The organism is Sideroxydans lithotrophicus ES-1 (genome assembly GCF_000025705.1).
Taxonomy (GTDB): domain Bacteria; phylum Pseudomonadota; class Gammaproteobacteria; order Burkholderiales; family Gallionellaceae; genus Sideroxyarcus; species Sideroxyarcus lithotrophicus.
This window is the reverse complement of sequence record NC_013959.1, coordinates 1,710,201-1,735,958: the sequence shown is the minus strand read 5'-3', so window position 1 is coordinate 1,735,958 and position 25,758 is coordinate 1,710,201. Positions and strand designations below refer to the sequence as shown.

At 53.7% G+C, this 25,758-nt stretch carries 28 protein-coding genes; 18 read left to right on the top strand and 10 right to left on the bottom strand.

Annotated elements, in window-relative coordinates; all coding sequences use genetic code 11:
• Positions 1–204 precede the first annotated feature (204 nt).
• From SLIT_RS08620 to SLIT_RS15640, 3 genes are all read left to right on the top strand, one after another.
• Positions 205–762: a metallophosphoesterase family protein gene (locus tag SLIT_RS08620; protein WP_223293781.1), complete on the top strand. Its 558-nt coding sequence runs from the start codon at positions 205–207 to the stop codon at positions 760–762.
• A 486-nt stretch (positions 763–1,248) separates the two neighbouring features.
• Entirely contained in the window at positions 1,249–1,635 is a 387-nt protein-coding gene (locus SLIT_RS08610) for a rhodanese-like domain-containing protein (RefSeq protein ID WP_013029853.1), read from the top strand.
• A gap of 214 nt (positions 1,636–1,849) precedes the next feature.
• A complete protein-coding gene (locus SLIT_RS15640) occupies positions 1,850–2,272 on the top strand; it encodes a DUF4279 domain-containing protein (protein WP_013029852.1) in 423 nt (140 codons plus the stop codon).
• A 145-nt stretch (positions 2,273–2,417) separates the two neighbouring features.
• Here the strand turns inward: SLIT_RS15640 and SLIT_RS16105 are convergent, their stop codons facing one another.
• The 9 genes from SLIT_RS16105 to sat all read right to left on the bottom strand — a co-directional run bounded on the left by SLIT_RS16105 (position 2,418) and on the right by sat (position 9,766).
• Positions 2,418–2,588, bottom strand: a complete 171-nt coding sequence (locus tag SLIT_RS16105) for a hypothetical protein (RefSeq protein WP_013029851.1) — start codon at positions 2,586–2,588, stop codon at positions 2,418–2,420.
• A gap of 83 nt (positions 2,589–2,671) precedes the next feature.
• A complete protein-coding gene (locus SLIT_RS15635; RefSeq protein WP_013029850.1) occupies positions 2,672–3,085 on the bottom strand; it encodes an HIT family protein in 414 nt (137 codons plus the stop codon).
• A 15-nt stretch (positions 3,086–3,100) separates the two neighbouring features.
• Positions 3,101–4,165: a tetratricopeptide repeat protein gene (locus SLIT_RS08595; RefSeq protein ID WP_013029849.1), complete on the bottom strand. Its 1,065-nt coding sequence runs from the start codon at positions 4,163–4,165 to the stop codon at positions 3,101–3,103.
• Positions 4,162–4,671, bottom strand: a complete 510-nt coding sequence (locus tag SLIT_RS08590) for an FKBP-type peptidyl-prolyl cis-trans isomerase (RefSeq protein WP_013029848.1) — start codon at positions 4,669–4,671, stop codon at positions 4,162–4,164. The genes SLIT_RS08595 and SLIT_RS08590 overlap by 4 nt, the downstream gene beginning before the upstream one ends.
• Before the next feature lie 25 nt (positions 4,672–4,696).
• Positions 4,697–5,047: a hypothetical protein gene (locus SLIT_RS08585; RefSeq protein WP_013029847.1), complete on the bottom strand. Its 351-nt coding sequence runs from the start codon at positions 5,045–5,047 to the stop codon at positions 4,697–4,699.
• A 190-nt stretch (positions 5,048–5,237) separates the two neighbouring features.
• Positions 5,238–7,130, bottom strand: a complete 1,893-nt coding sequence (aprA, locus tag SLIT_RS08580) for an adenylyl-sulfate reductase subunit alpha (RefSeq protein WP_013029846.1) — start codon at positions 7,128–7,130, stop codon at positions 5,238–5,240.
• Positions 7,130–7,612 carry an adenylyl-sulfate reductase subunit beta gene (gene aprB / locus SLIT_RS08575; protein ID WP_013029845.1) on the bottom strand — a complete coding sequence of 161 codons (483 nt, stop codon included), beginning with the start codon at positions 7,610–7,612 and terminating at the stop codon, positions 7,130–7,132. Before aprB ends, aprA begins: the two co-directional genes overlap by 1 nt.
• Before the next feature lie 43 nt (positions 7,613–7,655).
• Positions 7,656–8,492, bottom strand: coding sequence for a hypothetical protein (locus SLIT_RS08570; protein ID WP_013029844.1), 837 nt, complete (start codon positions 8,490–8,492; stop codon positions 7,656–7,658).
• A gap of 59 nt (positions 8,493–8,551) precedes the next feature.
• Positions 8,552–9,766, bottom strand: coding sequence for a sulfate adenylyltransferase (gene sat / locus SLIT_RS08565; protein WP_013029843.1), 1,215 nt, complete (start codon positions 9,764–9,766; stop codon positions 8,552–8,554).
• A 240-nt stretch (positions 9,767–10,006) separates the two neighbouring features.
• On the opposite strand from sat, the gene SLIT_RS08560 reads away from it, so the two are divergent.
• The 8 genes from SLIT_RS08560 to SLIT_RS08525 all read left to right on the top strand — a co-directional run bounded on the left by SLIT_RS08560 (position 10,007) and on the right by SLIT_RS08525 (position 19,653).
• Complete coding sequence (locus SLIT_RS08560; RefSeq protein WP_013029842.1) at positions 10,007–12,922, top strand: molybdopterin oxidoreductase family protein; 2,916 nt, start codon at positions 10,007–10,009, stop codon at positions 12,920–12,922.
• Positions 12,923–12,956: 34 nt separating this feature from the next.
• Positions 12,957–13,688 carry a 4Fe-4S dicluster domain-containing protein gene (locus tag SLIT_RS08555; RefSeq protein WP_013029841.1) on the top strand — a complete coding sequence of 244 codons (732 nt, stop codon included), beginning with the start codon at positions 12,957–12,959 and terminating at the stop codon, positions 13,686–13,688.
• 8 nt (positions 13,689–13,696) lie between these two features.
• A complete protein-coding gene (locus SLIT_RS08550) occupies positions 13,697–14,668 on the top strand; it encodes a dimethyl sulfoxide reductase anchor subunit family protein (protein WP_013029840.1) in 972 nt (323 codons plus the stop codon).
• A gap of 63 nt (positions 14,669–14,731) precedes the next feature.
• Entirely contained in the window at positions 14,732–16,438 is a 1,707-nt protein-coding gene (locus SLIT_RS08545) for a SulP family inorganic anion transporter (protein ID WP_013029839.1), read from the top strand.
• 246 nt (positions 16,439–16,684) lie between these two features.
• Positions 16,685–16,912, top strand: coding sequence for a sulfurtransferase TusA family protein (locus tag SLIT_RS08540; RefSeq protein WP_013029838.1), 228 nt, complete (start codon positions 16,685–16,687; stop codon positions 16,910–16,912).
• Positions 16,913–16,947: 35 nt separating this feature from the next.
• Entirely contained in the window at positions 16,948–17,418 is a 471-nt protein-coding gene (gene dsrE2 / locus SLIT_RS08535; protein WP_013029837.1) for a sulfur carrier protein DsrE2, read from the top strand.
• 78 nt (positions 17,419–17,496) lie between these two features.
• Positions 17,497–18,765 carry an OmpP1/FadL family transporter gene (locus SLIT_RS08530; RefSeq protein ID WP_013029836.1) on the top strand — a complete coding sequence of 423 codons (1,269 nt, stop codon included), beginning with the start codon at positions 17,497–17,499 and terminating at the stop codon, positions 18,763–18,765.
• Between the two features lie 174 nt (positions 18,766–18,939).
• Complete coding sequence (locus SLIT_RS08525; RefSeq protein WP_013029835.1) at positions 18,940–19,653, top strand: DsbC family protein; 714 nt, start codon at positions 18,940–18,942, stop codon at positions 19,651–19,653.
• Positions 19,654–19,700: 47 nt separating this feature from the next.
• Here SLIT_RS08525 and SLIT_RS08520 read toward each other — a convergent pair whose 3' ends face one another.
• On the bottom strand, positions 19,701–20,096 hold the full coding sequence (locus tag SLIT_RS08520) for a DUF302 domain-containing protein (RefSeq protein WP_150102981.1): 396 nt from the start codon (positions 20,094–20,096) through the stop codon (positions 19,701–19,703).
• A gap of 328 nt (positions 20,097–20,424) precedes the next feature.
• Between SLIT_RS08520 and SLIT_RS08515 the strand changes: the two genes are divergently transcribed.
• The 7 genes from SLIT_RS08515 to soxB all read left to right on the top strand — a co-directional run bounded on the left by SLIT_RS08515 (position 20,425) and on the right by soxB (position 25,757).
• The gene (locus SLIT_RS08515) at positions 20,425–20,985 is read left to right on the top strand and encodes an RNA polymerase sigma factor (protein WP_013029833.1); all 561 of its coding nucleotides are present in this window, start codon (positions 20,425–20,427) and stop codon (positions 20,983–20,985) included.
• Positions 20,982–21,728 carry an anti-sigma factor gene (locus SLIT_RS08510; RefSeq protein WP_013029832.1) on the top strand — a complete coding sequence of 249 codons (747 nt, stop codon included), beginning with the start codon at positions 20,982–20,984 and terminating at the stop codon, positions 21,726–21,728. The genes SLIT_RS08515 and SLIT_RS08510 overlap by 4 nt, the downstream gene beginning before the upstream one ends.
• 142 nt (positions 21,729–21,870) lie before the next feature.
• Positions 21,871–22,224, top strand: a complete 354-nt coding sequence (gene soxX / locus SLIT_RS08505) for a sulfur oxidation c-type cytochrome SoxX (RefSeq protein WP_013029831.1) — start codon at positions 21,871–21,873, stop codon at positions 22,222–22,224.
• Positions 22,225–22,252: 28 nt separating this feature from the next.
• On the top strand, positions 22,253–22,714 hold the full coding sequence (soxY, locus tag SLIT_RS08500; RefSeq protein ID WP_013029830.1) for a thiosulfate oxidation carrier protein SoxY: 462 nt from the start codon (positions 22,253–22,255) through the stop codon (positions 22,712–22,714).
• Between the two features lie 52 nt (positions 22,715–22,766).
• Complete coding sequence (gene soxZ, locus SLIT_RS08495) at positions 22,767–23,081, top strand: thiosulfate oxidation carrier complex protein SoxZ (RefSeq protein WP_013029829.1); 315 nt, start codon at positions 22,767–22,769, stop codon at positions 23,079–23,081.
• A gap of 45 nt (positions 23,082–23,126) precedes the next feature.
• Positions 23,127–23,954: a sulfur oxidation c-type cytochrome SoxA gene (gene soxA, locus SLIT_RS08490; protein WP_013029828.1), complete on the top strand. Its 828-nt coding sequence runs from the start codon at positions 23,127–23,129 to the stop codon at positions 23,952–23,954.
• An 87-nt stretch (positions 23,955–24,041) separates the two neighbouring features.
• Positions 24,042–25,757, top strand: coding sequence for a thiosulfohydrolase SoxB (gene soxB, locus SLIT_RS08485; RefSeq protein ID WP_013029827.1), 1,716 nt, complete (start codon positions 24,042–24,044; stop codon positions 25,755–25,757).
• The last annotated feature ends 1 nt before the right edge of the window (position 25,758 follow it).

Genomic DNA, 25,758 nt, shown 5'->3' with positions numbered 1-25,758 from the left:
TCCTGAAGCCCTGTCGAGTATGTCTGTATCAGATGTGCCTGACCATCCTGGATGAAGCGTAAGGGTATTCCGCTTTGACCTTAATATCAATAAAACATCTCAATATCAACACAACGACGGTCGATTTATCCACGCTACCCCATCAGGGCTATAGTACCCCCCACCCGATGTGGTTATAGACACTGGGAGAACGAATTCTGCCTAATGTCACGCAATCTTGGCGACATAACCAAGGCTATGAAGATATGCATCGTTTCAGATAGCCATGACCGCTCCGCCCCCCTCGTGGAGGCGATCGTGGAAGCGCAGACTTTGGGTGCAAAAGCCGTGATCCATTGCGGCGACCTGATTGGCGTCAACACACTGAGAGCCTCTCTCAAACTCGGTATACCCATTCACGCCGTACATGGAAACAATATCGGCGATGTCGCAGCGCTATATCGCATGATGGCCAAGTCGGACAGGTTGTTTACCTACCATGGACAGGAGGCCGAACTGGAATTCGGCGGACGCAAGATCTTTGTCACACATATGCCGCACCATGGCCATGCCTTTGCCTGTACCGGCGCGTATGATCTGGTTTGCCATGGACACAGCCATACCGCTCATGTCGGCAAGCAAACCAACATCAGTGGCGGTCAAAGCTGGCTGGTCAATCCCGGCTCGGTCGCAGGTATCGATGCCCCGGGCGTGATTGCCAGTCCGACCTGGATACTCGGCGACCTGGAACACATGAATTTTGAGATTCGTACCTTGCTGTAACCTGAATCTGAGGATTGATTGAGTCCATAGTCCATCTTCGTCGTTGGCGGCAGCATGACCGTAGCGCTGGAGTTGGCCGAATGCGGCAACAAGTGATACTGACCGAGCGCAATACCAACTTGGGCGGGTGTACCGTCTTGTTATACCGATACTTCCCTAAGATATGCCATCCTACCTGCGTGCTAATTAACCTGAATGATTGTCACGCCCTGCCAGTTGTGCCAGACCAACGTCGAGGTCTACCAGTCTGAGTGCAACAAGAAGCAGGGCACAAAGTTCTCAATTCCAGTGGCGTACCACTCCCAATTAATGAGCGTTGCCTATGATGGAACTGCTTGGCAGGCAGGGCTGGACGGCCACGTCATTCAGCCGAAGAAACTGAGGCACATCGCAGGTAGGTAGGAAAGCACCGATTTCGTAAATCTCAAGCAGATTATCGTAGGGTTATAATCGCTCCATCCCGACTTATCAAGAAGGAGAGCGGTCATGCAACACCTCGAACCAAAAGAAGCATACGAATTCCTGCAAGCCAATCCCGAAGCGGTATTCATCGATGTTCGCAGTGAAATGGAATACATGTTCGTCGGTCATCCACGCGGTTCTATCCTTATTCCATGGGTGGATGGACCGGACTGGGAAATCGATCCACTATTTGTTGCACATGTGCGCAAGGCAGCCAGTGTCAATCGTCCCATCGTACTCATCTGCCGCTCCGGCCGTCGCTCCGCCGATGCCGGGCTGGCACTGGAAAATGCGGGTTTGAAAGATATCTACAACGTTACACATGGTTTCGAAGGTGATCTTGACGATAGTCACCATCGCAATTCGCACAATGGCTGGCGGTTTGATGGCTTGCCTTGGGCGCAGACTTGAAGCATGAACGCTTGGCATTCGCGGTTAAATTGGTTGGTTTAATTCTGGAACGCTGACTCTTCTTCGCCCGGTCAATTATCCGCAAAACCACTACTACCAAACTGTTTAAATCAAATACGTTTTCCTGGGCAAAGCCAGGGACAGCGCATTTCCCCCTTTTGCTATACGCTATAATCTTTCATCCCATTTACAATCAATTGATGAGGGTAATAACTTGGCATCGAATAAAGCTCGCGCCCACTTCACACTCAGTGGTTATCATTTCGATCCTGATGACATCACGCGTCTGCTTGGCATCGAACCTACCTCGGTTGATGCATCCGGCGCGCACAGTCCACTCGATAAGCCCGTGATCAGTTCATGGGAGTTATCAACGGAAACGATGACGGACAATATTGACGTTTATAAAATGACGGACGTCATTATTAAAAAAATAGAACCGGCCAAGGAAAAAATCCTGCAAGTAATCAAAAGCCACAATTTGTCGCCCAGAATCAGTGTAGTACTGGTACTGTCTGCGGATAAAGGTGAAACCTGTCCGGATGTGGGTTTCGGCGCCAGAACGATTCGTTTTTTGGCCGATATTGGCGCCTTCATTAATGTGGATTACCAGCTTTCTGAGCGTCCTAAGCTTTAAATTGCACTTTATATCAAAAAGAAAAGCACGCTATGGAAGCGTGCTTGTCATAAAGCAAATCCAGACTTGAACTGTTTAGCGTTATCCGCGCGGCCTTCGACTATCTGGCAAAGTGCCGCGCAGCTGATAGCCTTGAATATGCTTGTCAGGGCTTCTTGGGAGTAGTGTATGGAACTTCTTTCTGGTGCGGTTCCCAGATAGTTTCATAGCCAACAAAGAATTGTCCCGGCGTAATCTCTTTCTGACGAGTTGTCACATGGAATGCATGGCCATCCGGAATCTTGGGGCGGGTATAAGGCTTCTTGTCATCACTCATAATCATTCTCCTTGCTGGTTGAAAACGGGAGGAATTTGAACAGAGTTGCCAGCCCCTCCCACTTGACTGGCTAATCGTACTATCTAGCGCGTGTAGTGTCCCTTCTTTGGAATCACATGACGCACGCCCCCTTGCGGATTCTCGACATCACCCTGATAGCGCGGAATGAGGTGAATATGGACATGGAATATGCTCTGCCCGGCCGCCGGTCCCACGTTAACGCCGATATTGTAACCATCGGGCTTGAATTCCTCGTCCAGTCGAAAGCGCTCCTCGATGATCAGTCCCATGCAGGCATTGACCTCCTCGGGCGTCAGGTCGAAAAAACTCGCGACATGGCGACGTGGAATAACCAAGGTATGGCCCGGGCTTACGGCGTAGGTGTCGCGTGCACTATAAGCAAGTTCATGCTGCAGTGATACGCCATGCGGATCTTTACAGAACAGGCATGGATCGTTCGGATCTCGCTTTTTTTCTGTTTTCTCTACAGCCGACAAACTTCGTTCCCCTTATCAGCAGCTTGCGCTATTGGCCAGCGCCAGCGATCTTGCTTTATTCATTTGCTCCTCGCAATGCCTTAAACAAAGTGGCTGAAGGGCATGCGAAAAACACTCGATAATTACTTCAAACTCGTCGGCCACTTCTTCTGCAAGTCCTGTATCGCTCGTTAATTCTGCCAGAGCATTCTGTGCTGTCGTCTTGTTTACCCTGCATAGCACCGCCAGATGAATGGGAAGCTGCTGCTCCATACTGACCGTCAATGCCTTTTCATATGAATTTATCGCTTCTTTTAATCGATCAGGGTTTTCTTCTGACTCGCCGAGATGATGCAAAGCGGCAGCCCGATTATTATGTGTGGCAGTCAGCTCTAATGCGTAATTGTCAGCGTCGAGTACGGCAAGCGCATTTTTATAGGCAACAACGGACTTTTGAAATTGACGGTTACCTTTAAGCAATGTTCCGTACGTATGCAAGGTAGAACCCAGTTGATGCATGGTGTACATCCATTCTTCCGGAAACTCATCTCGCGTCCAAACCAGCAAGGCATTGGTATAAGCATCGACAGCGATCTTTAACGGCTTTGTGGCATCAAGCAGCCTACCCAGCGCCTGATTGGCCGTGCCCAGGTTGTATTGCGTAGCTGCCCATTCCAATGGTGAGGATTCCTGTCGGAACTCCTCCAATGCATTGCTGAAACACTGGATGGCCCGTTCAAACGATTCAGCATCTCTCCGCTGCTGACCCTGTGCCGCAAGGATGTTTCCCAGATTATTAAGGGTCTCAGCCCAGACTAGTGGTTCCTGGTCACGGCGAATTTGTGGAGCAGGGCGGGCCGTAGTAGGCGTATCAGTCAGCGATAGCTCAAGCGCCTCGCGTAAGCTCTCGAAAATCCTTGAACTGAAACGGTGCTGCTCATAATTTCCCCGCGTGTAACGAAAATTGTCCGCTACAGCAACTTTGGTATCCGGAACAGCCGCAGCGGCCACATCTGCACTCAGCAGGTCCATAGCGTTGGCTATGGCACGTTCCAGCGCCTTGTTCTCAGGATGAATTATGTAATTTGTCGAGAATTTCATTTTGCTCGGTCGAGTATTTCATTTAAGTCTGGATCTGCGCCAACCGCTCCGCCAAGCTCGATCTCTTCCTCGGTAGCTTCGCGTATGGACAATACTTCCAGCATGAAAGTGATTTCTCTGCCGCAAAGGGGATTATTGCCGTCGACAGTCAATGTCTTGTCGTCGAATCGTGTGACGATAAAGTTTCTGGGCTCACCCTTTTCATTTTCCATGGTGATGGTCATGCCGATCTCCCGATATTCTTCCGGGACATTTTCTATACGATCGGTAAATACCAGTGACTCATCTCTCTCACCGTATAACTTTGTAATGTCTATTGGCACTTCGATGACATCGCCAACTTTCTTGCCATACAGTTCCTTTGTCACTTCTTCAGACATCACATCATTCACGCCATGAACATAACCCAGCGGATAATCCACAGTAACGAGTATGTCACCGGTCTTGTTATCGATGACCTTGTAATTCAGTTCAACGAATTTATCGTCTTCAATGGTATCTGACATATCGAATCTTTATATAAACCTTGTCTTAAAATATGGTGGCACCAAAGATTCTCACCTTGTCTTTTTCATAACCCAGCACCAGCCTTCCCAGCCATTCGCCAGCTTTTTTCGAGCTTCTCTGTTTGTATAGCACGGTGACATATTCGCCACGACGTATGATGCCAAGATACTCATAGTCCGGCGACAGGTTCTTTGCCAGTTCGCTCCTGGCAAACTGTTTTCCCATTTCAACCTCATTGGCACCCGCAATGAAAGTGCTCGAAAAGTTGCGCGTGAAAGCACCGTAGTTGCCTTCATTCGAGTATTTGACCAAATCCGCCCACATGGCATTTGCGAGCTCCGATATCTCTTCATCTGTCTTGTCAATGATATTCATCAAGTCCACTCCATTAAAAATATTTCACCTGATTATGATCATTCATGGAAACAATTACTCCACTCTGGCGAAATAGATAAAAAGAGGACCAACAGGAATATGCTGGTCCTCATTCAATACACTGACAAGTTATCACAAATAGCTGCATGGGCCTGATTGAACAGAACGGGTAAATCAAGCCTGCAATTGCTTAGTGATGGCCTTCTGGGGGCGCTTTCTCTACATCACCTACCAGGTGGTAAAGAGGTGCTTTTTCCATCGTGTACTCGCCCGTCTTGGGATTGCGACGAGAAACTGTCAGTACGTGCCAGTTCTCATCATCCAGCTTCATCGCATCACCACGGTAGTAGTAACCCGGCCAGCGTGTCTCCTTACGGAACAGCGTATGATGGAACACGCTTTCAGAAGTCAGGAAACGATGCTTCAGCTCCCATGCACGCAGCAGTTCGTGGATATCAGACGCAGCAACCTTTTCCAGATCCTCACCCAGAATCGACATCTTCTTCAGACCGATATTCAGAAGCTTGTCGTTGGTCATGTAGTTAACACCAAAACCCCCACAGTACTCATCCATCAGCTTTTGCAATCGATCAAGACCCTGTCTCGGATTGATGAAGTTGGGATTGACGGTACCGGCAACCACTTCGTTGCTAAAAACGCGATAAGTTTCCAGTGGCTTGTAGATCTGTTCCTTGCGGCGATTAATCTGAGCGTCAGAAACGCGGATGCCTTCTGCTTTGCCATCATCGATATATTTACAGGCAGCCTTGGCAGCCAGACGACCTTCGGTGAAGGAGCCTGATGAGAATGCGTGAGGTGTACCGCCAGCCGCATCACCCGCACCGAACAGACCTTCAACGGTCGTCATGCGGTTGTAGCCCCAGAAGTACTCGGGTGGAGACAAGTCTTCAGGGCCTGAACACCAAGCGCCACAACCCGTTGCATGCGAACCCATTACGTATGGCTCGGAAGTCGTCAGTTCAGGGTTTTCGTATTTTGGGTCAACGTCAGTTGCGGCCCACAGTACTGCCTGACCAACGGTCATGCCCAGGAAGTTGTGCCAGCCGATCTCTTCAAGATGTGGGTCCTGGAAGGCTTCCATGGTGACCATGTGAATCGGGCCACGTCCGGCATTCACCTCGGAGATGATCGCGTGGTTACGCAGGCAGGTCGGAATGGGGCGATGCGTACGGTGCGAAACTTCCGGATCCAGGTATTCCTTGCCGACCATCTTCTGTAGTTCCGGGAACCACTTGGACTCATACTCTTCACCGTAGGCATTCTGGGTATAGGTCTTGAGGTGCAGGAAGTAGGCGCCAACAGGACCGTAACCATCCTTGAATCGAGCCAGTACGATACGGTTTTCCATTTGGGTCATCTTTGCACCGGCTTCGATCATCAGACCATATGCGGAACCGGAAGACCATGGCGCATACCAGACGCGGCCCGCACCTTCACCGACAGAGCGCGGCTTGAAGATGTTGGAAGCACCACCGGCACCACAGATAACGGTCTTGGACTTGAATACGTGGTAGTTACCTGTGCGAACGTTGAAGCCTACAGCACCGGCAACACGGTTCTCTTTGGCCTCATCCATTAGCAGATGGGTCAAACAGACGCGGTTGAATACCTTGTCTGCTTGCTTTTTCGCCGCTTCAGCAACGATAGGCTTGTAGGATTCACCATGAATCATGATCTGCCAACGTCCTTCACGCAGAAACGAACCCTTCTTCTCGTTGCGCATGATGGGAAGGCCCCATTCTTCAAAATTATGCACAGTGGAGTCAACGTGACGCGCCATATCAAAAGCCAGATCTTCACGCACCATACCCATCAGGTCGATACGTGCATAGCGCACATGATCCTCGGGATTGTTCTCGCCAAAGCGTGTGCCCATGTAACAGTTGATCGCATACAGGCCCTGGGCTACTGCACCAGAACGCATGATGTTCGCCTTTTCGGCGATGACGATCTTCTTGTCCCGTCCCCAATATCTTGCCTCGAATGCCGCCCCCGTACCGCCCAGACCCGCACCGGCAACCAGGATGTCGATATCGTCTTCAATAATTGTCTGGTAGCTCATTAGTATTGCACCCCTTTTTTAATTTCCAGGCCATTGGATTCCAGTGTGTGTAAGCCACCTTCATCCATGCGTATATATTTCGGCTCGTTAAACAACAGTTGGCTGTCGCGCATCTCCTTGCTTGGAGCAGGTTCGTCTGCCAGTTTCGGTGTCGCCGAGCCCCAGGGCTTGGTCGTGATAGGCGCCAACAACTCCATATCTTTTTTGCCGTTGCGGAACTTGATGCGCCATGCAATGGTGCCTTTTTCCTCATCCCGGATCACACGTACCGAGTGACCAAGCGGCGCAAAGTCTGCATAACCGCGTACATCGATCGCTTGATGCGGGCAGGCTTTTACACAGGAATAGCATTCCCAGCACATATTGGGTTCGATGTTGTAAGCACGACGCAGCTTCTTGTCGATGTGCATGATGTCGGACGGGCAGATGTCTACGCATTCTCCGCAACCATCACAACGCGTCATATATACAAAGGTAGGCATACGATACTCCTCTATTTCTTATCGAAAATTGGTCAAGACAGCATTAGTAATGGTTTGCTCGTTCAGCCTTGATGCAAAGTCCCATGTTGGGCGGGTTCTTGCCCATGTACGTGGGGATATCCGGAAACTTTCGCTGTACTTCAGGATCCGTCAGGTCATAGTCGGGAGGCAGATTCTCGCGCCCACCATCGGCCATGATGACTTTCTTCTGATAGGCCGCAGCTGGCTTGAAGAACATGTGGGCAAACTTGGACCAATACACGCCGCCAAAGAGCACTGTGCTGGACAGGATGAACAAGGCAAAGAACACGGTCAATCCACCGCCGGTAAAAGACCAGGCCAATGCGAAGGTCGAGGTGGCCAGCAGCGAGAGGATGAACAAGTCCGCGCGCTCAAGCCGAAACCATGAAAGGCCTTCCGCAGCCACATCAACGCGGATGGCAAACCAGAACCAGTATCCACCCACCGCCAGCATCAGCGCGCCGATGTGCCAGAGCTGGGGCAGCAGGGTAGGTGTGGGCGTTGCCGGTGTGGGATAGCAAAAGATCATGATTGCGGTAGTCATGATGAAGATGATGGTTCCCCACATGGTCAACAGATGGGAAAGTCTGCGTCTTGGATTGTCGAATTCGCCAGAAGTCAAAACTTCCTTTACCAGCACGGAAGTGGCGATCGCCACCTTTTCTCCGCCACCCACAGATCGTTTTGCACTCTTCTGCGCTTTTTTCGCATTGGCGAAAAAGTATTGCGCGCTTTTCTTGTGAAGCATGTCGAGTATCGTCCCGCCCATGACCAGCAGGAACATCACGACGATATACCCCTGCATGTAGGCGGTTGGAATCGATGCCGAAAGTGCGGCAAAGGGATTGCTCGTGAACATTAGTTTCTCCTCAATAATTGCAGACGAATGACCCTAAATGACCGGAATATCCGTTGGCCTTACTTCGCGGAATGCCCCGTCAGTTTTACTTCTACCTTCTCATGCTCTTGCAGTCCAGCGTAGTACTCGCGCAATATCTCCAGTACTTCCGGTCGGCTGAATTCGGCTGGCACGTCGGAGCCTTCGGAAAGCATCTTGCGTAATTTGGTGCCGGAGAGCAGCAGGCGATCAGCATCGCCGTGAGGGCAGGTGCGGGCGGAAGCCATGCCGCCGCACTTGTAGCACCAGAACGTCCAGTCGATCTTGAGCGCCTGTGTCTCCAGCGCTCCCTTGGGTATCTTGTCGAAGATGTGATGAGCATCGAACGGGCCGTAGTAGCTGCCGACCCCAGCGTGGTCGCGTCCGACGATGAGATGCGAACAGCCGTAGTTCTGGCGGAACAGTGCATGCAGCAGGGCTTCGCGCGGCCCCGCGTAGCGCATGTCCAGCGGATATCCTGCCTGTGCGATGGTCTTGGCGACGAAGTAGTGTTTGGTCAGCGCGATGATGGCCTGTGTGCGTACTTCGGCAGGGATGTCGCCGGGTTTCAGGTTGCCGAGCAACGAATGGATGAGCACGCCATCGCAGACTTCGATCGCCACTTTGGCGAGATATTCGTGCGACCGGTGCATCGGGTTGCGCGTTTGGAAAGCGGCGACCTTGCTCCAGCCCAACTCGTTGAACAGGGCGCGCGTCTCTTTCGGCGTCATGAACAGCGTGCCATATTTCTGCGGAAACCCTCCCTGCGACAAGACCTTCACGGGGCCGGCAAGATTCACGTCGCCTTGCTCCATCACCATCTTCACGCCGGGATGCTCGATGTCGGTAGTGCCGAATACGGTTGCGCATTCATGCCCTTTATCGATGGAGTATTTTTCGGTGACCTTCATCGTGGCGAGAATGCTGTCATCGTCCGGATCAACCAATGCGATGTCGGTACCGGTAGGAATCGCTTCTGCTGCTGCTTTGCTGGTCGAGAGGGTGATGGGGATGGGCCAGAAGAGGCCGTTGGTCATGGTCATGCCGTCGCAGACGCCTTGCCAGTCGGCATGGGGCATGAAGCCGTCGAGTGGTGTGAAACCGCCGATGCCGAGCATGATGAGGTCGCCTTTTTCGCGCGAACTCACGGTCACTTTCGGGTACGAGCGAGCGCGTTTCATTTCAGCGATCAACTCTTCACCCTCTAACAGCAAGGGTTTGAGGTCGCCCCCGCCATGCGGGTTGACTAATGCCATGTATGCCTCCCTAAATTAAGGTATAGCTGCTTATGGAATCTCAGGCCGGCACACTAGAGCAACATCGCCGAACCGGCGATACCCCTCATGGGTTGAGGGCCACACCCCCCTTACGGGTTATGTCATCATCACTCATGACGGTTATGGCAGCACTGGCGTGTGAAACGCATACTTGCGACCCGAAAAGCCGACAATTTTGGTGAGGCTGTCGCGCCTCGATAACTATTAAACCAGCCACCCATGTCATCGACTCCATTGCACGACCCTTTCGCTCCGCCAGTTGCGGATGCCACGACCGAAATCAAGAACACCACCTGCTATATGTGCGCATGCCGCTGCGGCATCCGCGTGCATCTGCGCAATGGCGAGGTTCGCTACATAGACGGCAACCCCGATCACCCGCTGAATAATGGGGTTATCTGCGCCAAAGGTTCTTCCGGCATCATGAAGCAGTATTCGCCGGCTCGGCTGACCAAGCCGTTGCGGCGCAAGGCAGGATCGGAACGCGGTGCGGGCGAGTTTGAAGAGATCAGCTGGGAAGAAACTTTTTCCATCCTGAGCGAGCGACTGGGCAAGATACGTGCGACCGATCCGAAGAAATTTGCGCTATTCACCGGCCGCGACCAGATGCAGGCATTGACCGGCCTGTTCGCGCGCCAGTTCGGCACGCCCAACTACGCGGCTCACGGCGGCTTCTGTTCGGTGAACATGGCTGCGGGCATGATCTACACCATCGGGGGCTCGTTCTGGGAATTCGGAGGCCCCGACCTGGAACGCTCCAAGCTGTTCATCATGATCGGCACGGCGGAAGACCATCACTCCAATCCCATGAAGATCGCGCTGTCGAAATTCAAGCGCGAGGGTGGCCGTTTCATCTCCATCAATCCGGTGCGCAGCGGCTATTCGGCCATCGCGGACGAATGGGTACCGATCCGCCCCGGCACGGATGGCGCGCTGATGCTGGCGTTGATCCACGAGATCATCGCGCTGGGCCTGTATGACCGCGAATTCCTGGTGCGCTATACCAACTCCGGACAACTGGTCAACCTGGATGCCGAGCACGACGAGTTCGGCATGTTCGTGCGCACGGAAGTGCCGGAAGAGGAAGCTTGCTACGATCCGCAGAACAAATTGTGGTGGGATCGCAACACCAACCATGCAGTGGTCACGCATACCGAAGGTGCCGACCCCTATCTGCTGGGTGAATTCAAGCTGGCAGACGGTACACCGGTAAAACCTGCATTCCAGTTGCTGCAGGATCGCGTCAAGGATTACACGCCGGAATGGGCGGAACAGATCACCGGCATCCCGGCTGACACCATCAAGCGACTGGCGCACGAGATGGGCATCACCGCGCGCGACCAGAAGATCGAACTGCCGATCGCCTGGACGGATTCCTGGGGCAAGGAACACGATACAGTCACCGGCAACCCGGTGTCGTTCCATGCCATGCGCGGCCTGGCCGCGCACTCCAACGGTTTTCAGACCATACGCGCGCTGTCCATCCTGATGACGCTGCTGGGCACCATCGACCGGCCCGGCGGCTTCCGCCACAAAGCTCCGTTCCCGCGTCCCATCCCGCCCTGCGCGCGTACACCGAACGACCCGCGCGCGGTACAACCGAACACGCCGCTGGACGGCATGGCACTGGGCTGGCCGGCTGATCCGGATGACCTGTTCGTCAATGCGGACGGCAGCCCGGTGCGTATCGACAAGGCGTTCTCATGGGAATATCCGCTGTCGGTGCATGGCATGATGCACAACGCCATCACCAATGCCTGGCGCGGCGATCCCTACAAGATCGACACCCTGTTGCTGTTCATGGCCAACATGGCGTGGAACTCTTCGATGAACACCAGCGAAGTGCGCAAGATGCTCACCGACAAGGAAGAGAACGGCGAATACAAGATCCCGTTCCTGGTGGTGTGCGACGCATTCCAATCCGAGACGACCGCGTTCGCCGACCTGATCCTGCCGGACACGACCTATCTCGAGCGCCATGACGTGATGTCGATGCTCGACCGACCGATCTCGGAATTCGATGGCCCGGTGGACTCGGTGCGCATCCCGGTGATGCCGCCGACAGGCGAATGCAAACCGTTCCAGGAAGTGCTGATCGAACTCGGTACCCGCCTGAAACTGCCTGCTTTCGTTGACAAGGAAGGCAAGCGCAAGTACCGCGACTATCCCGACTTCATCGTCAACTGGGAGACTGCGCCGGGCTCCGGCATCGGCTTTCTGTCCGGCTGGCGCGGCAAAGGGGGCGAGAAATCGATCAAGGGCGAACCGAACCCGAACCAGTGGGAGATGTATGCCAAGAACGATTGCGTGCATCACTACAAGCTGCCGCGCTCGTACCAGTTCATGCGCAACTGGAATCAGGGCTACCTCGAATGGTCGCAGAGCAACGGTATCACGCGCTATGCCGAACCGATCCTGATCCATCTGTATTCCGAGGTGTTGCAGAAGTTCCGTCTTGCGGCACAGGGCAAGAGCATCACGCGCCAGCCGCCAGCACATCTGGCAAAACGCATCGAAACTTTCTTCGATCCGCTGCCGTTCTATTTCGAACCACTGGAGGTGCAAGCCAGCGACAAGCGCAAATATCCGCTGACTGCGCTGACACAACGCCCGATGGCGATGTACCACTCGTGGGATTCGCAGAACGCCTGGTTGCGCCAGATCCATGCGCACAACTACCTCCACGTCAACTCGGCCACAGCCAAGTCATCCGGGATCGCCGACGGCGACTGGATATGGGTAGAGTCGCAGTGGGGCAAGGTACGCTGCATGGCGCGTTACAGCGAATCGGTGGAACCCGGCACGGTGTGGACATGGAATGCGATCGGCAAAGCTGCCGGGGCGTGGAATCTGTCGCCCGATGCGAACGAATCGCAGCGCGGCTTCCTGCTCAATCATGTCATCTCGGAAGAGCTGCCGGCGCAAGCGGACGGCAAGCGTTATTCCAACTCCGACCCGATCACCGGACAGGCTGCCTGGTACGACGTGCGTGTGCGTATCTACAAGGCGGAAGAGGGCGAACCCGAACAGACTTCGCCGCAATTCGAACCCATGAAGAAATATCCAGGTATGAAAATACATCCGAGCTTGTTGACCTACTTTGGTGGCGGCAAGAAGAAAGGCGGTGCGAAATGACCCAGCTCGGAATTTTTAATTTGAAAGGCTCGCTATGACTCAGCTCGCCTTGGTCATCGATTTGAATGTCTGCGTGGGCTGCCATGCCTGCGTGACCAGTTGCAAGGAGTGGAACACCTCCGGCTCGGCGGGACCGCTGTGCGACGAAAATCCCTATGCTGCCGACCCGACCGGTACGTTCTTCAACCGCGTGCAGACCTTTGAGGTCGGCACCTATCCGCTCAGCGAGACGGTGCATTTCCCCAAATCCTGCCTGCACTGCGAAGATCCGCCCTGTGTGCCGGTCTGTCCGACTGGCGCATCGTACAAGCGCAAGGAAGACGGCATCGTGCTGGTGGATTACGACAAATGCATCGGCTGCAAGTATTGCACCTGGGCCTGTCCATACGGCGCGCGCGAGATCGACGAGAAGCAGAAGGTGATGAAGAAATGCACCCTCTGCGTGGATCGCATCTATGACATGTCCATGCCGGAGATCGACCGCAAGCCGTCCTGCGTGAAAGCATGCCCGACCAGCGCGCGCCTGTTCGGCGATATCCACGATCCTGAATCGGCGGTTTCGCAGGCGATACGGGAGGAGGGCGGTTATGCGCTGATGCCGGAGTGGGGCACGCAGCCAGCCAATCATTATCTGCCGCGGCGCAAGACCAAGCTCAAGATCCATGAGGATGAGCTGGAGCGCGCGGACAATCCGCTCAAAGTGGACGGCCATCTGCCCAAACCGGGCAAGGGTGAGTCGTCGATGGACGACGTTTCTGCCTGGTAATACGAATTATGAAACCTGCATTCTCTGTGATCTTTCTGACTACTTTGCTTGGTGCCGGACAGGGCCTGTTCCTGGCGTTGTTCACGCATCAATCGTATGCGCTGTTCGGCCTGCTGCCGATGCAGTCGGACGCGTTCTACGGCTACGGCAGTGCGCTTGCCTTGCTCTTTCTGGGAGGTGGGCTGATCGCCTCGTTCTTCCATTTGGGTCGCCCGGAGCGGGCCTGGCGTTCGGCCACGCAATGGCGTACCTCATGGTTGTCGCGCGAGGTCATCGTATTGCCGGCGTTCATGGGCGTGGTGTTCCTCTACGGTGCGGCACACCTGGCCGGATATCGTCCCGCGATCGTGACCCTGCCCACCGGACTGGTCATCGATCTGTCCACCGTGATCGGCGTCATCGGTACGCTGCTCTCTTTTGCGCTGTTCGTGTGCACCGGCATGATCTACGCTTGTCTGCGCTTCCTGCGTGAATGGAATTCACCGTTGACAGTCATCAACTACATTCTGCTCGGCGGCTCATCCGGATTCATTCTGGCGTCGTTCTATGCATCTTCTGCTGCACCTGCACAGACCCACTTCTTTGTCGGCTGGTCCATCATCATCACCGTACTGGCTTTTGTCGGGCGGGGGGCGTCATTGGTGCGCAACGCGCGCCTGAAACCGAAATCCACGATCCAGACTGCTATCGGGATCAAGCACCCGAACATCGTGCAACGCTCCATGGGCTTCATGGGCGGATCGTTCAATACGCGCGAGTTCTTCCATGGCAAGAGTCCTGCATTCATGCGCACGATCAAGCCGATCTTCCTGTTGCTGGCCTTCGTCGTTCCACTCGCGTTGCTGGCCATAGGCATGTTTACGCCATCGATGCTCGCCTTTGCATTCATACTCCAGTACATCGGATTGCTGGCCGAACGCTGGTTCTTCTTCGCGCAAGCCAACCATCCACAGAACCTTTATTATCAATGCGTCTCCTGATGCTGCGGTACAGTATCGATGATGTAACGACCGGGACGGTTCGATGAAGGCGGGGAAGGGACAATGAATCTGCGCGCTTATTGGGGCAATTTTGCAAGTCGCTTCGACTTCCATTCCGGCACTCTCAAGGCCGATCTGATCGCCGGTATCACCGTCTCCCTGGTCGCCATACCGCAGTCGCTGGCCTATGCCCAGCTTGCCGGTGTTCCTGCTTACTACGGCCTGTATGCTGCCTTGATCCCCACGGTGATCGGCGCCCTGTTCGGCTCTTCCAACCAGCTGTCGACCGGTCCGGTCGCGATGACATCCCTGCTGACCGCGGCCAGCATCGCACCGCTGGCTGCTCACGGCAGCGACCTGTTCTACTCGTATGCGATCCTGCTGGCGTTGATCTCCGGGTTGTTCCAGATCGCCTTTGGCGTATTGCGGATCGGGGTGCTGCTTAATTTCCTGTCGAATCCGGTGCTGATGGGATTCATCAATGCCGCTGCGCTGATCATCGGCTTGTCGCAATTGCCGACCTTGCTGGGCATTCCGGCTGCCCAGTCGCAACATTTCCTGCTCGATATCTCACGGGTGCTGCTGCATATCGATACCGCGCATGAGCTTTCCATTGGGTTCGGCGTGGCAGCCATCCTGTTGCTGCTTGGTTTCAAGAAATTCGCACCCAGGTTGCCGGGAGTGTTGATCACGGTAGCCTCCCTGACCTGGCTCAGCTACATGGTTGGTTATGCCAATCTGGGCGGGAGGGTGGTCGGTGTCGTGCCGGAGGGGTTGCCAACCGTGAGCCTTCCGCCGCTGGACTGGCATGCGACCATGGCGTTGCTTCCAGCCAGTTTTGTGATCGCGCTGATCAGCTTCATGGAAGCCATGTCGAGTTGCAAGGTGATCGCCATCAAGACTCGTCAGCCCTGGGATGAGAACAAGGAATTGATCGGGCAGGGCCTGGCCAAGGTGGCCGCCGCATTCAGCCAGTCGATGCCGGTGAGCGGTTCGTTTTCAAGATCAGCTTTGAATCTTGCCTCTGACGCCAGAACACCGCTCTCGTCGATCATCTCCGCGGTGTTCGTGCTGTTGACACTGATCTTCTTTACTTCATTGCTTTACCACCTTCCAAAACCGGTGTTGGCCGCCATCATCATGATGGCTGTGATGAACCTGGTCAACTTCGAGTCGATCAGGAACGCATGGCGGGCGAACCGGGACGATGGACTTGCCGCGATCGTCACTTTCATCGCCACGCTGGCATTCGCGCCCAATATCCAGAACGGCATCCTGACCGGCATCATCCTTTCGCTTTCATTGTTGCTGTATCGCATGATGCGCCCAAGGGTGGCGGTACTGGGCTTGCATAGCGACACCACCCTACGCGACGCGGTACGGCATAACCTGCCTCCGTTGCATCCTAATTTGGGAGCGATCCGTTTCGACGGCGCATTACGCTTTGTGAACGTCTCGTATTTTGAAGATGCCCTGCTAAAACTGGAAAGAGAGAATCCCGAGATCGAATACATCCTCGTCCAGTCCAGCGGCATCAACGAGATCGATGCTTCTGGCATCGAGATGTTGCGCAACCTGCTTGACCGCTTCAAGAGTAGTGGTATCAAGCTCGCGTTCAGCGGGTTGAAAAAACAGGTTTCAGACGTGATGGATCGAACCGGCCTGACCGACAGGATAGGGCAGGAAAACATCTTTGGCACAGACAGTTGGGCGATAGATGAGCTACGCGGCCGGCTGGATGGAAAAGTGCCGACGGAACCATTGCCATAAGCCTGATGGCGCTATAATAAAAAATGATTAGCACATATAAATGTGCGCATATTGAAGGCCTAGATTCGACGCTGTCGATACCTTCATAAGCAGATGCTTAAAGATAACCCTAATGGGCTATTCCATTCCACCCGTGGTGGCTATGGACGTTGTATGCTGGCATATTCCTATAATGCAACTCAGGTTTTGTGTAGTGATGCACTTTGGTTTTAGTAGCTGTTCAAAATAACTTGTGGGAGAAATACAATGAATTTCGATAAAGAACTGAACGCCCGTGGTATGTCCTGTCCCTTGCCCATCGTGAAGACCAAGAAGGCGCTTGCCGACATGGCTTCCAACCAGGTGCTCAAGGTCATTTCGACCGATTGCGGTTCTGTAAAAGACATGGCGGCGTTTGCCGAGCAGACCGGCAATCCGTTGTTGAGCCAGGAAGAGGTCAATGGCGAATACGTGTTTTACATGAAGAAGAAGTAAGTTGATCTTCTTCAAACAATCTTAAAGGGGCAAGTATGACTACCAAAAGAATGGCGATCATCGCCACCAAGGGCACACTCGACATGGCGTATCCGCCATTCATCCTGGCTTCGACCGCTGCCGCATTGGGATACGACGTGCAGGTGTTCTTCACCTTCTACGGCCTGCAATTGCTGCGCAAGGACTTGTCCAGCGTGATGATCAGCCCGCTGGCCAATCCAGCGATGCCGATGCCGATCCCGATGCCGGTGATGGTGCAGATGCTGCCAGGCATGGAATCCATGGCAACCATGATGATGAAGCAGAAGTTGAAGAAACATGGCGTTGCCTCACTGCAGGAATTGCGCGACCTGTGCCTGGAGGCAGACGTGAAGTTCATCGCTTGCCAGATGACGGTCGATTTGTTTGAATTCGACAAGAGCGAATTCATCGAGCAGTGCGAATACGGCGGTGCAGCAACCTTCATGAGCTTCGCCGGGGATACGGACATCTGTCTGTTCATTTGAGGTAAGTCGGGATGTAATCAAGTTGTTGTTATTTAGGGACGCCATCGGGGTGTCTCTCACAATCAGGGAGAGAGAAGCATGAGAATCAAAAAGATCGTAGCTTCATTAATTTCATTGGGCATGGTGGCATCACCAGCCGCGTTCGCTACCAATGGTTATCTGCCAATCGGTTATGGCGCGCAAACCGAAGGTATGGGTGGAGCCGGTATCGCCCTGCCCAAGGATGCAATCGCTGCTGCCAACAATCCAGCCGGTATGGTGATGGTGGGAGACCGTGCCGATGTCGGCCTGATCTGGTTCAAGCCATCGCGTAGTGCTGAAATCGTTGGCAATGGTGCTGGCATGACCGGAACATATGATGGAAATGGCAAGAGCAACTTCTTCATTCCATCGTTTGGCTATAACAAGATGATCAGCTCTGACTCATCCGTTGGCGTTTCTGTGTTCGGTAACGGCGGCATGAATACGCAATACAACACAAATCCATTCGCCTCATTAGGTGGCGTAGGACCGGCAGGTATCAACCTGTCGCAGCTGTTTATCGCACCTACCTGGTCGATGAAGATCAATTCCACCAATGCAGTCGGCGTTTCTCTGAATCTGGCTTATCAGATGTTCAGTGCGACCGGATTGCAGGCCTTCGATAACGCAGGTTTTTCCAGCAATCCAGGCCATGTGACCAATAACGGCACAGATACCTCTACTGGCTACGGGTTCAGGTTTGGCTGGACTGGGGAAGTGACTCCAGTGTTGACTTTGGGAGCCACCTACCAGACCAAGACCAAGATGGGCAAATTCGCCAAATACAGCGGCTTGTTCGCTGATCAGGGCAGTTTCGACATCCCGTCAACCTATGGTGTTGGTGCCGCATTCAAAGCCATGCCGGCAACCACGGTGGCGCTCGATGTTACACGCATCAATTACAGCGGGGTCCCTTCTGTGGGTAACTCGTTTACATCATTACCTCCAGCATATGGTGGAACAGGCCCCCAACTGGGTGCGACCAACGGCGTCGGCTTTGGCTGGCAGGACATGACCGTGATCAAACTTGGGGTCAGTTATGACCTGGATTCAAAAACGACTCTGCGTGTTGGCTATGACCATAACAACCAGCAAGTGCCAACCAGCCAGACATTGTTGAATATCTTGGCTCCAGGAGTGGTTCAAAACCATCTGTCATTGGGCGGCACATGGAAGCTGGCCGACAAGTCTGAAGTGACTGTTGCCTATGTCCATGCCTTCAAGCAGACAGTCAATGGCGCAGGATCCATCCCTACTGCGCTGGGTGGCGGCAATGCAAACATCAGCATGTACGAAGACTCTCTCAGTGTTTCTTACGGTTGGTAAGCACTGCTAGTCTTAGCGATGTCAACTGAAGCCTGCCATCAAAATGAAGCGGGCCTGGTTGAAAATCCAATATGAGTGACAAGGGCTGACGAAGAGATTCGTCAGCCTTTTTATTTGCTGCGAGAAAATCCAGGTGATTCTTTCGCGGCGTGCGACTCGATCAGGAAAAGCAAGATGAACGCATTCTCTTATTTGGTATTGCTGTTGTTTTTCTTTTCCAATGCGGCTTTGGCCGATGAGGCCGCTATCAAGGCCGCGATGGAAAAGAGATTTCCCTATGAGCAGGTCATCAGTGTCCACAAGACTCCCTATCTCGGCTTGTATGAAGTGGTCTTGAACGACCAACTGGTCTATACCGACGAAAATATGTCCTACCTTTTTTCAGGCAACATCATCGATATGCATACGATGCAGAACCTGACTGAAGAAAGGGAAAAACAACTTTATGCGATCGATTTCGATTCCTTGCCGCTTGATCTGGCGATCAAGAATGTGAAAGGCAACGGCAAGAGAAGACTGGCTGTTTTCACCGATCCGAACTGTCCCTATTGCAGGAGGCAGGAAAAGGAGATGGTCGGCCTGACCGATGCCACGATCTACACTTTCGTGTTGCCGATATTGCCCGGTTCCAAGGAGAAGGCCGAGGCGATCTGGTGCTCATCCGACCGGCTGAAAGCCTGGGAGGATCATATGCTGAAGTGGAAGGACCCGAAACCGGGAAAGACCTGTGATACCTCTGCCTTGACCCGCATTGCCGCGGCGGCGAAGAAGCTGAATATCGTCGTGACGCCCACCCTGGTGTTCGAGGACGGGATCATGAATCCCGGCTGGCTGAGGCTGGAGCTGCTCGACGAACGTCTCACCTCGTCCAGCCCGAAGAAAAAATGATCCATCAGGCCGGTATTCGGATAACTCTTGTTGGCCGAACCGGCAGGTTATTGCAGCGCATCCTTGACGATGCCGGAAAGCAGTTCATCGACCGCCTTGAGTGCGGCCTGCGAAGCTTGAGAGCCAACGATCTGGGGTTTGCGGTATGCGATGCGTACTTCGTTCGGCTTTCCCGGCAGCACGTAAACGGAAATGATGTAGGGACAAAACACGATATTGTCAGGGTCGGTTTCCATCATCTTGCGCGATACGACTGCGCTGCAGAATTCCAGTGCTTCGGCCTTGAGGTAAATCTGTCTGTCATCTCCCAAGTCTTTGCCGGTGCGCTCCAGCATCTCGCCCACATGGGAAACATTGTTGACCACCAATCCGCGTCCGGTGATCGCCATCTCGACATCGTCCCTGACATCCTCGAATTTTCCCGTCTTGGTGAAAACGGCCATATGGCCGTCTGCTGTGCTACCGGAAGCGGGAAATGAAGGCTGATCGGATTTGGATAAGGGCTGGATTGGTTGCAGGTGGACATCGCCGCCTTTATTCATGTTGCTGCACCCTGTCAACATCAAGGCGGCAAATAACATGCAACACCATATAAAACAGCGGAAGTGTATCGGGGTCATCAGGTCTCTCATGTTCTGGAAGGATATTGTGAATAGTCTATACCCTGCCAGCCGCGGTGATGGAAATTTTCGAATCGATGGAATATTTCCGCATGCTGTTGCGTCTATATGTATGTTGACCGTAATTCCAACCTTCAGGTGAAACGTGGCGATGAAGATTTTCTCCTTGTTCTGTGGTGTAGATGCATTCCAGCAGCAATTGGAACAAATTCGTCCGAAGCTATATCGCGTCGCTTTCTCCTGGAGCCATAACGCCGCGCTCGCCGACGACCTTGTACAGGAAACGATGATCAAGGCACTGAAGAATGCCGCTCAGCTGCGCGATCCGGCATTAATGAATAGCTGGCTGTTCAGCATACTGGCTAACTGCTGGCGTGACCATTTCCGTCAACACCGGGACATGGATGATATCGAAGAGCTGGAAGATCACCGTTGCATCCATGAAACCACGCCGGAAGACGAGCATGCGCAGACGCAGATCGTCGACCGCGTGCGGAATGCCGTTGCCATGCTGCCCATGGGGCAGCGCCAGGTGCTGACCCTGGTGGACCTGGAAGATTTTCCCTATATCGAGGTCGCTGCAATCCTGTCCATTCCGATCGGAACAGTCATGAGTCGCTTATGCCGCGCACGGCAATCCTTGAAGATCCTGTTGAAAGAACTCGCTCCGCAGCAGACGGCACGAGTCAGTCATATAAGGAGAGTCATATGAAGAGCAATGCAAACATCTCAGATGAATTGCTGAATGCCTTTGTCGACAACGAACTTGAGACAAACGAGAAAAGTGAGATCCTCGATGTGATCGGGCGGGACGATGCATTGAAAGGGCGGGTGTGCGAACTGCGCGGGCTGAAAGAGATGGTGAAGCATGCCTACCATCACCCTCCGATGCATGAAGCGGCAGCTGAAAATGTCATGCGCTTGAGACGGCCGCAGTATGTGCAAAACATCAGAAGAATAGCGGCCTGTGTGTTGCTGCTTTTGCTGGGCGGGGTCTCGGGCTGGTTCATTGCTACAAAGTCGGAATCAAGGAATCACTCCTATGTCGCGTACGTGTCCAGGGCGGCACACAACATTAACTCGGCGACCGGACAGGGCAATATCATCTTCCAGGTCAGTACTTCCAATCCGCTCAGGCTCAAGGCCGTCCTGGATGAGGCGGAAAGTCTGCTGGAAGCCAGCAGGCATGAGAATCGACAGCTCAATGTGGAGATCATGGCGAATGCCGAGGGCGTCGATTTGTTAAGAGCAGATGTGTCGCCTTATGGGAAGCGAATCGGTTTGATGCAGGCCAAGTATCCGAATCTTGGTTTTCTGGCCTGTGGTCAGGCCATAAGAACTTTGCGCAGTAGCGGCATCGCAGTGCACCTGTTGCCTAACACCGGGGTTGCGTCATCTGCGGCAGAGGAGATCAACAAGCGCCTGCAGCAGGGCTGGGACTATGCCCGAATATAGGCGGCTGAATTGTTCAAATTTTTGATCGGGTCGTACTAAAGGGGGAAATTGAAATAGGGAAATAATCAGTTCATATGTCTTGAATCGCTATGGGACAGGAGTTTTATTTACAGTGGATGTCTATGAAAGGGAGGATATTTTGATGCGCATTAAAATGACTTTTTTGCTTTCTCTTGTGGCTTTATTGGGATTGGCCAATTTGAATGCGGTCGCAGCAGACTCTGACGCAGGCCGGAAGCTAGCCTTCGACAAAAACAAGGGCAATTGCATTGCCTGCCATGCCATTCCGAGCGACCCCAAGGTCGAGGCGGCCGGCAATATCGGACCTGCGCTTGCCGGGATGAAGGCACGTTTCCCCGATACCGCCAAATTGCGTGCCCAGATATGGGATGCCACCGTGGCGAACCCCGAATCGGTCATGCCGCCTTTTGGCAGGAACAAGATTCTGACGGAGCAGGAAATCGACCAGGTTATCGATTACGTAATGGGTCTTTGAAGTGACAACCAAATTGAGAGGGAGTGAAATGAATCATCTACGCAGGAATTTTCTGAAAAGCATGGGTGCCGTGATGGCGGTGTGTGCGGCGGGGCTGCTGAAGACCAGTGGGGTATTTGCGGCTACCTGGAACAATCTGGCCTTCACATCGAAGGATACCGCCGATGCCATGAAAAATGCAGGTTACGCCGGGGCTGCCGAGAACAAAGACATCATGATCAAGGTGCCGGACATAGCTGAAAACGGTGCCGTGGTGCCGGTTGAAGTCAGCAGCAATATTCCGGGAACTACGTCGATCGCGATCTTTGTGGACAAGAATCCCAATCCGATGATCGCCGACTTTGAATTCATGAACGGTGCCGAGCCATTCATCGCAACGCGCGTCAAAATGGCATCGACTTCGATCGTGCGGGCATCGGTGAAGGCTGGTGGCAAGGTCTATACGAATAGCCGCGAAGTTAAGGTGACGATCGGTGGCTGCGGCGGTTAAGAACAACCCGATTCTGAAATTCATCTAAATATTTGTAAGAGAGGATACGAACATGGCTGAAGCAATGAAAATGCGCGCGACGATGCAGGGGGATGCGGTGGATGTGAAAGTGCTGATCCAGCACATCATGGAAACGGGACAGCGCAAGGACAAGAAGACCGGGAATCTGATTCCCGCACACTTTATCAATCAGGTCAGTGCCACGCTGAACGGCAAGATGGTGCTGGACATGCAATGGGGCGTCGGTATATCGAGAAACCCCTTTGTCGGTTTCAGGGTCAAGGGAGCTAAGGTTGGTGACAAGGTCGCGGTGCATGCGGTCGACAATCTCGGCACGGTATTCGATGGCGAAGTGGTCGTAGCCTGATCGCTTAACCCAATTAGATTCTTCCAACCAAGAGGAAGTCACGACATGAAAATAAAATATCTATCCCTGCTGGCTGCGTTCTTGTACTCAATATCCTTTCTGGCCGTCGCCGGTCCGGAGCAGGATCGCAATGCAATGATCGCGCATTACAAAGAGACGCTCCCAAACATCAAGTTCAACGATTACATCTACGGGGCTCTGGCCATGAATCCCGATGCCAAGAGTCAGTATGACGACATCATGGTTTTTCCCCCTTATTCCATCGATCTGGACAAGGGGCAGAAAGTGTGGGAAACGTCATTTGCCAACGGCAAGACATTTGCATCCTGCTTCCCGCATGGCGGCCGCAATATCGCCGGCAACTATCCTTATTTCGACAAGGCCACCAAGCGTGTGGTGACTTTCGAGAATGCCATCAATGCCTGCCTGAAAAAGAATGGCGAAAAGGAACTGAAGTACGCCGATTCGGATATGGGCCTGCTTACCGCCTATGCCAGAAGCTTGTCGGACGGGATGAAGGTCAATATCAAGGTCAAGGGCAAGGATGCGCTTGCCGCATACGAGAAAGGCAAGACCTACTACTACACTCGACGCGGCTTGCTGAATTTTTCCTGTGCCAGTTGCCATGTGCAGAATGCGGGCAAGTTCCTGCGTAGCGAGCAGCTTTCCATGATGATCGGCCAGGCGACCCACTGGCCTGAGTTCCGTGCCGGCACGGATATCGTCACGTTGCAGAAGCGATTCATGCAATGCAACAACAATACGCGCGAAAAGCCGCAAGAGGGCAACAGCGAGGATTATAACGACCTGGAATATTTCCTGACTTACATGAGCAACGGTCTGCCGATGCAGACCCCGGTGTTCCGCAAGTAAAGTCGATATGGCGGATAACACTGGCAGGACCGTGTTATCCGCAAGTGTCGGCATCCTGGTTGTGAATATAATTTCAGGAGTGTTTTTATGCCTATGAACCGTCGCGAGTTCATGCAAGTTCTGGCTGTGGCTGCCGCATCGGGTTTCGCATTGAACAGCCGTGCTGCGCTGTCAGCCACCGATGCAGGCGGCTTCTACGATCTGCCTGCGTTCGGCAATGTATCCCTGTTGCATATCACCGATTGCCATGCACAGCTGTTGCCTATCTATTTTCGGGAACCCAATGTCAACATCGGGGTAGGGCCGGGCCTCAACCAGGCGCCGCATCTGGTGGGCGAACACCTGCTCAAGGCGTTCGGCATCCGTCCGGGAACGCCGGAGGCCTATGCGTTCACCTATCTCGATTTCGACAACGCTGCCCGCACCTACGGCAAGGTGGGAGGTTTCGCCCACTTGGCTACGCTGGTCAAGAAGATCCGTGCCAGCCGTCCCGGCTCCCTGCTGCTCGACGGCGGAGACACCTGGCAGGGGTCCGCCACAGCACTGTGGACCAAGGGACAGGACATGGTGGATGCAGGGAAGCTCCTCGGTGTGGATGTGATGACGGGGCACTGGGAATTCACTTTCGGCGCAGAGCGGGTCAAGCAGGTCGTCGATAACGACTTCAAAGGCAAAGTGGATTTCGTTGCGCAGAATATCAAGACGAATGATTTTGGCGATCCCGTTTTTCCGGGATATGTGATCAAGCCGATCAACGGCATCCCTGTTGCGATCATCGGCCAGGCGTTTCCTTACACGCCGATCGCCAATCCCCGCTACATGACTCCGGATTGGAGCTTCGGCATCCAGGACGACAACATGCAGACAGTCGTCGACGAGGCAAGGGCCAAGGGCGCACAGGTGGTCGTGGTGCTTTCGCACAACGGCATGGACGTGGATATCAAGATGGCGGGGCGCGTCAGCGGCATCGACGCCATCATGGGCGGGCATACCCATGACGGCATGCCAGCGCCATCCATAGTCAAGAATGCCCGCGGACAGACCTTGGTGACCAATGCCGGTTCCAACGGCAAGTTCCTTGGAGTGCTCGATCTGGATGTCAGGAATGGCAAAGTGGCAGGCTTCAAGTACAAGTTGTTGCCGGTCTTCGCCAACCTGATCGAGCCCGATAAGGAAATGGCTGCACTGATCGAAACCGTGCGCGCACCGTATAAAGAAAAGCTCGGCGAAAAACTTGCCGTCACGGAAGGGACGCTGTACCGCAGGGGAAATTTCAACGGTACTTTCGATCAACTGATCCTGGACGCGCTGATGGAGGTGAAAGGAGCGGATGCGGCGTTCTCGCCGGGTTTCCGCTGGGGTACATCGCTATTGGCCGGGCAGGACATCACTCTCGAGCATGTGATGGATCAGACCGCGATCACCTATCCGCAAACGACGCTGACCGAGATGACCGGCGCAACCATCAAGGCCATCATGGAAGATGTCTGCGACAACCTGTTCAATCCGGATCCCTACAAACAGCAAGGCGGGGACATGGTGCGCGTCGGTGGCATAAGCTACACATGCGATGTAAACAAGAGCATAGGCAAGCGCATCAACAACATGATGCTGAACGGCAAGGCGCTCGATCCGAACCGGAAATACAAGGTGGCCGGATGGGCTCCTGTGTCCGAGGGAGTGACAGGCGAACCGATCTGGGATGTCGTGACCAGCTATCTGCGGGACAAGAAAGTGATCACGCCGCGCAAACTCAACCTGCCGAAAATGATCGGCGTGAAGGATAACGACGGTGTCGCTTGAG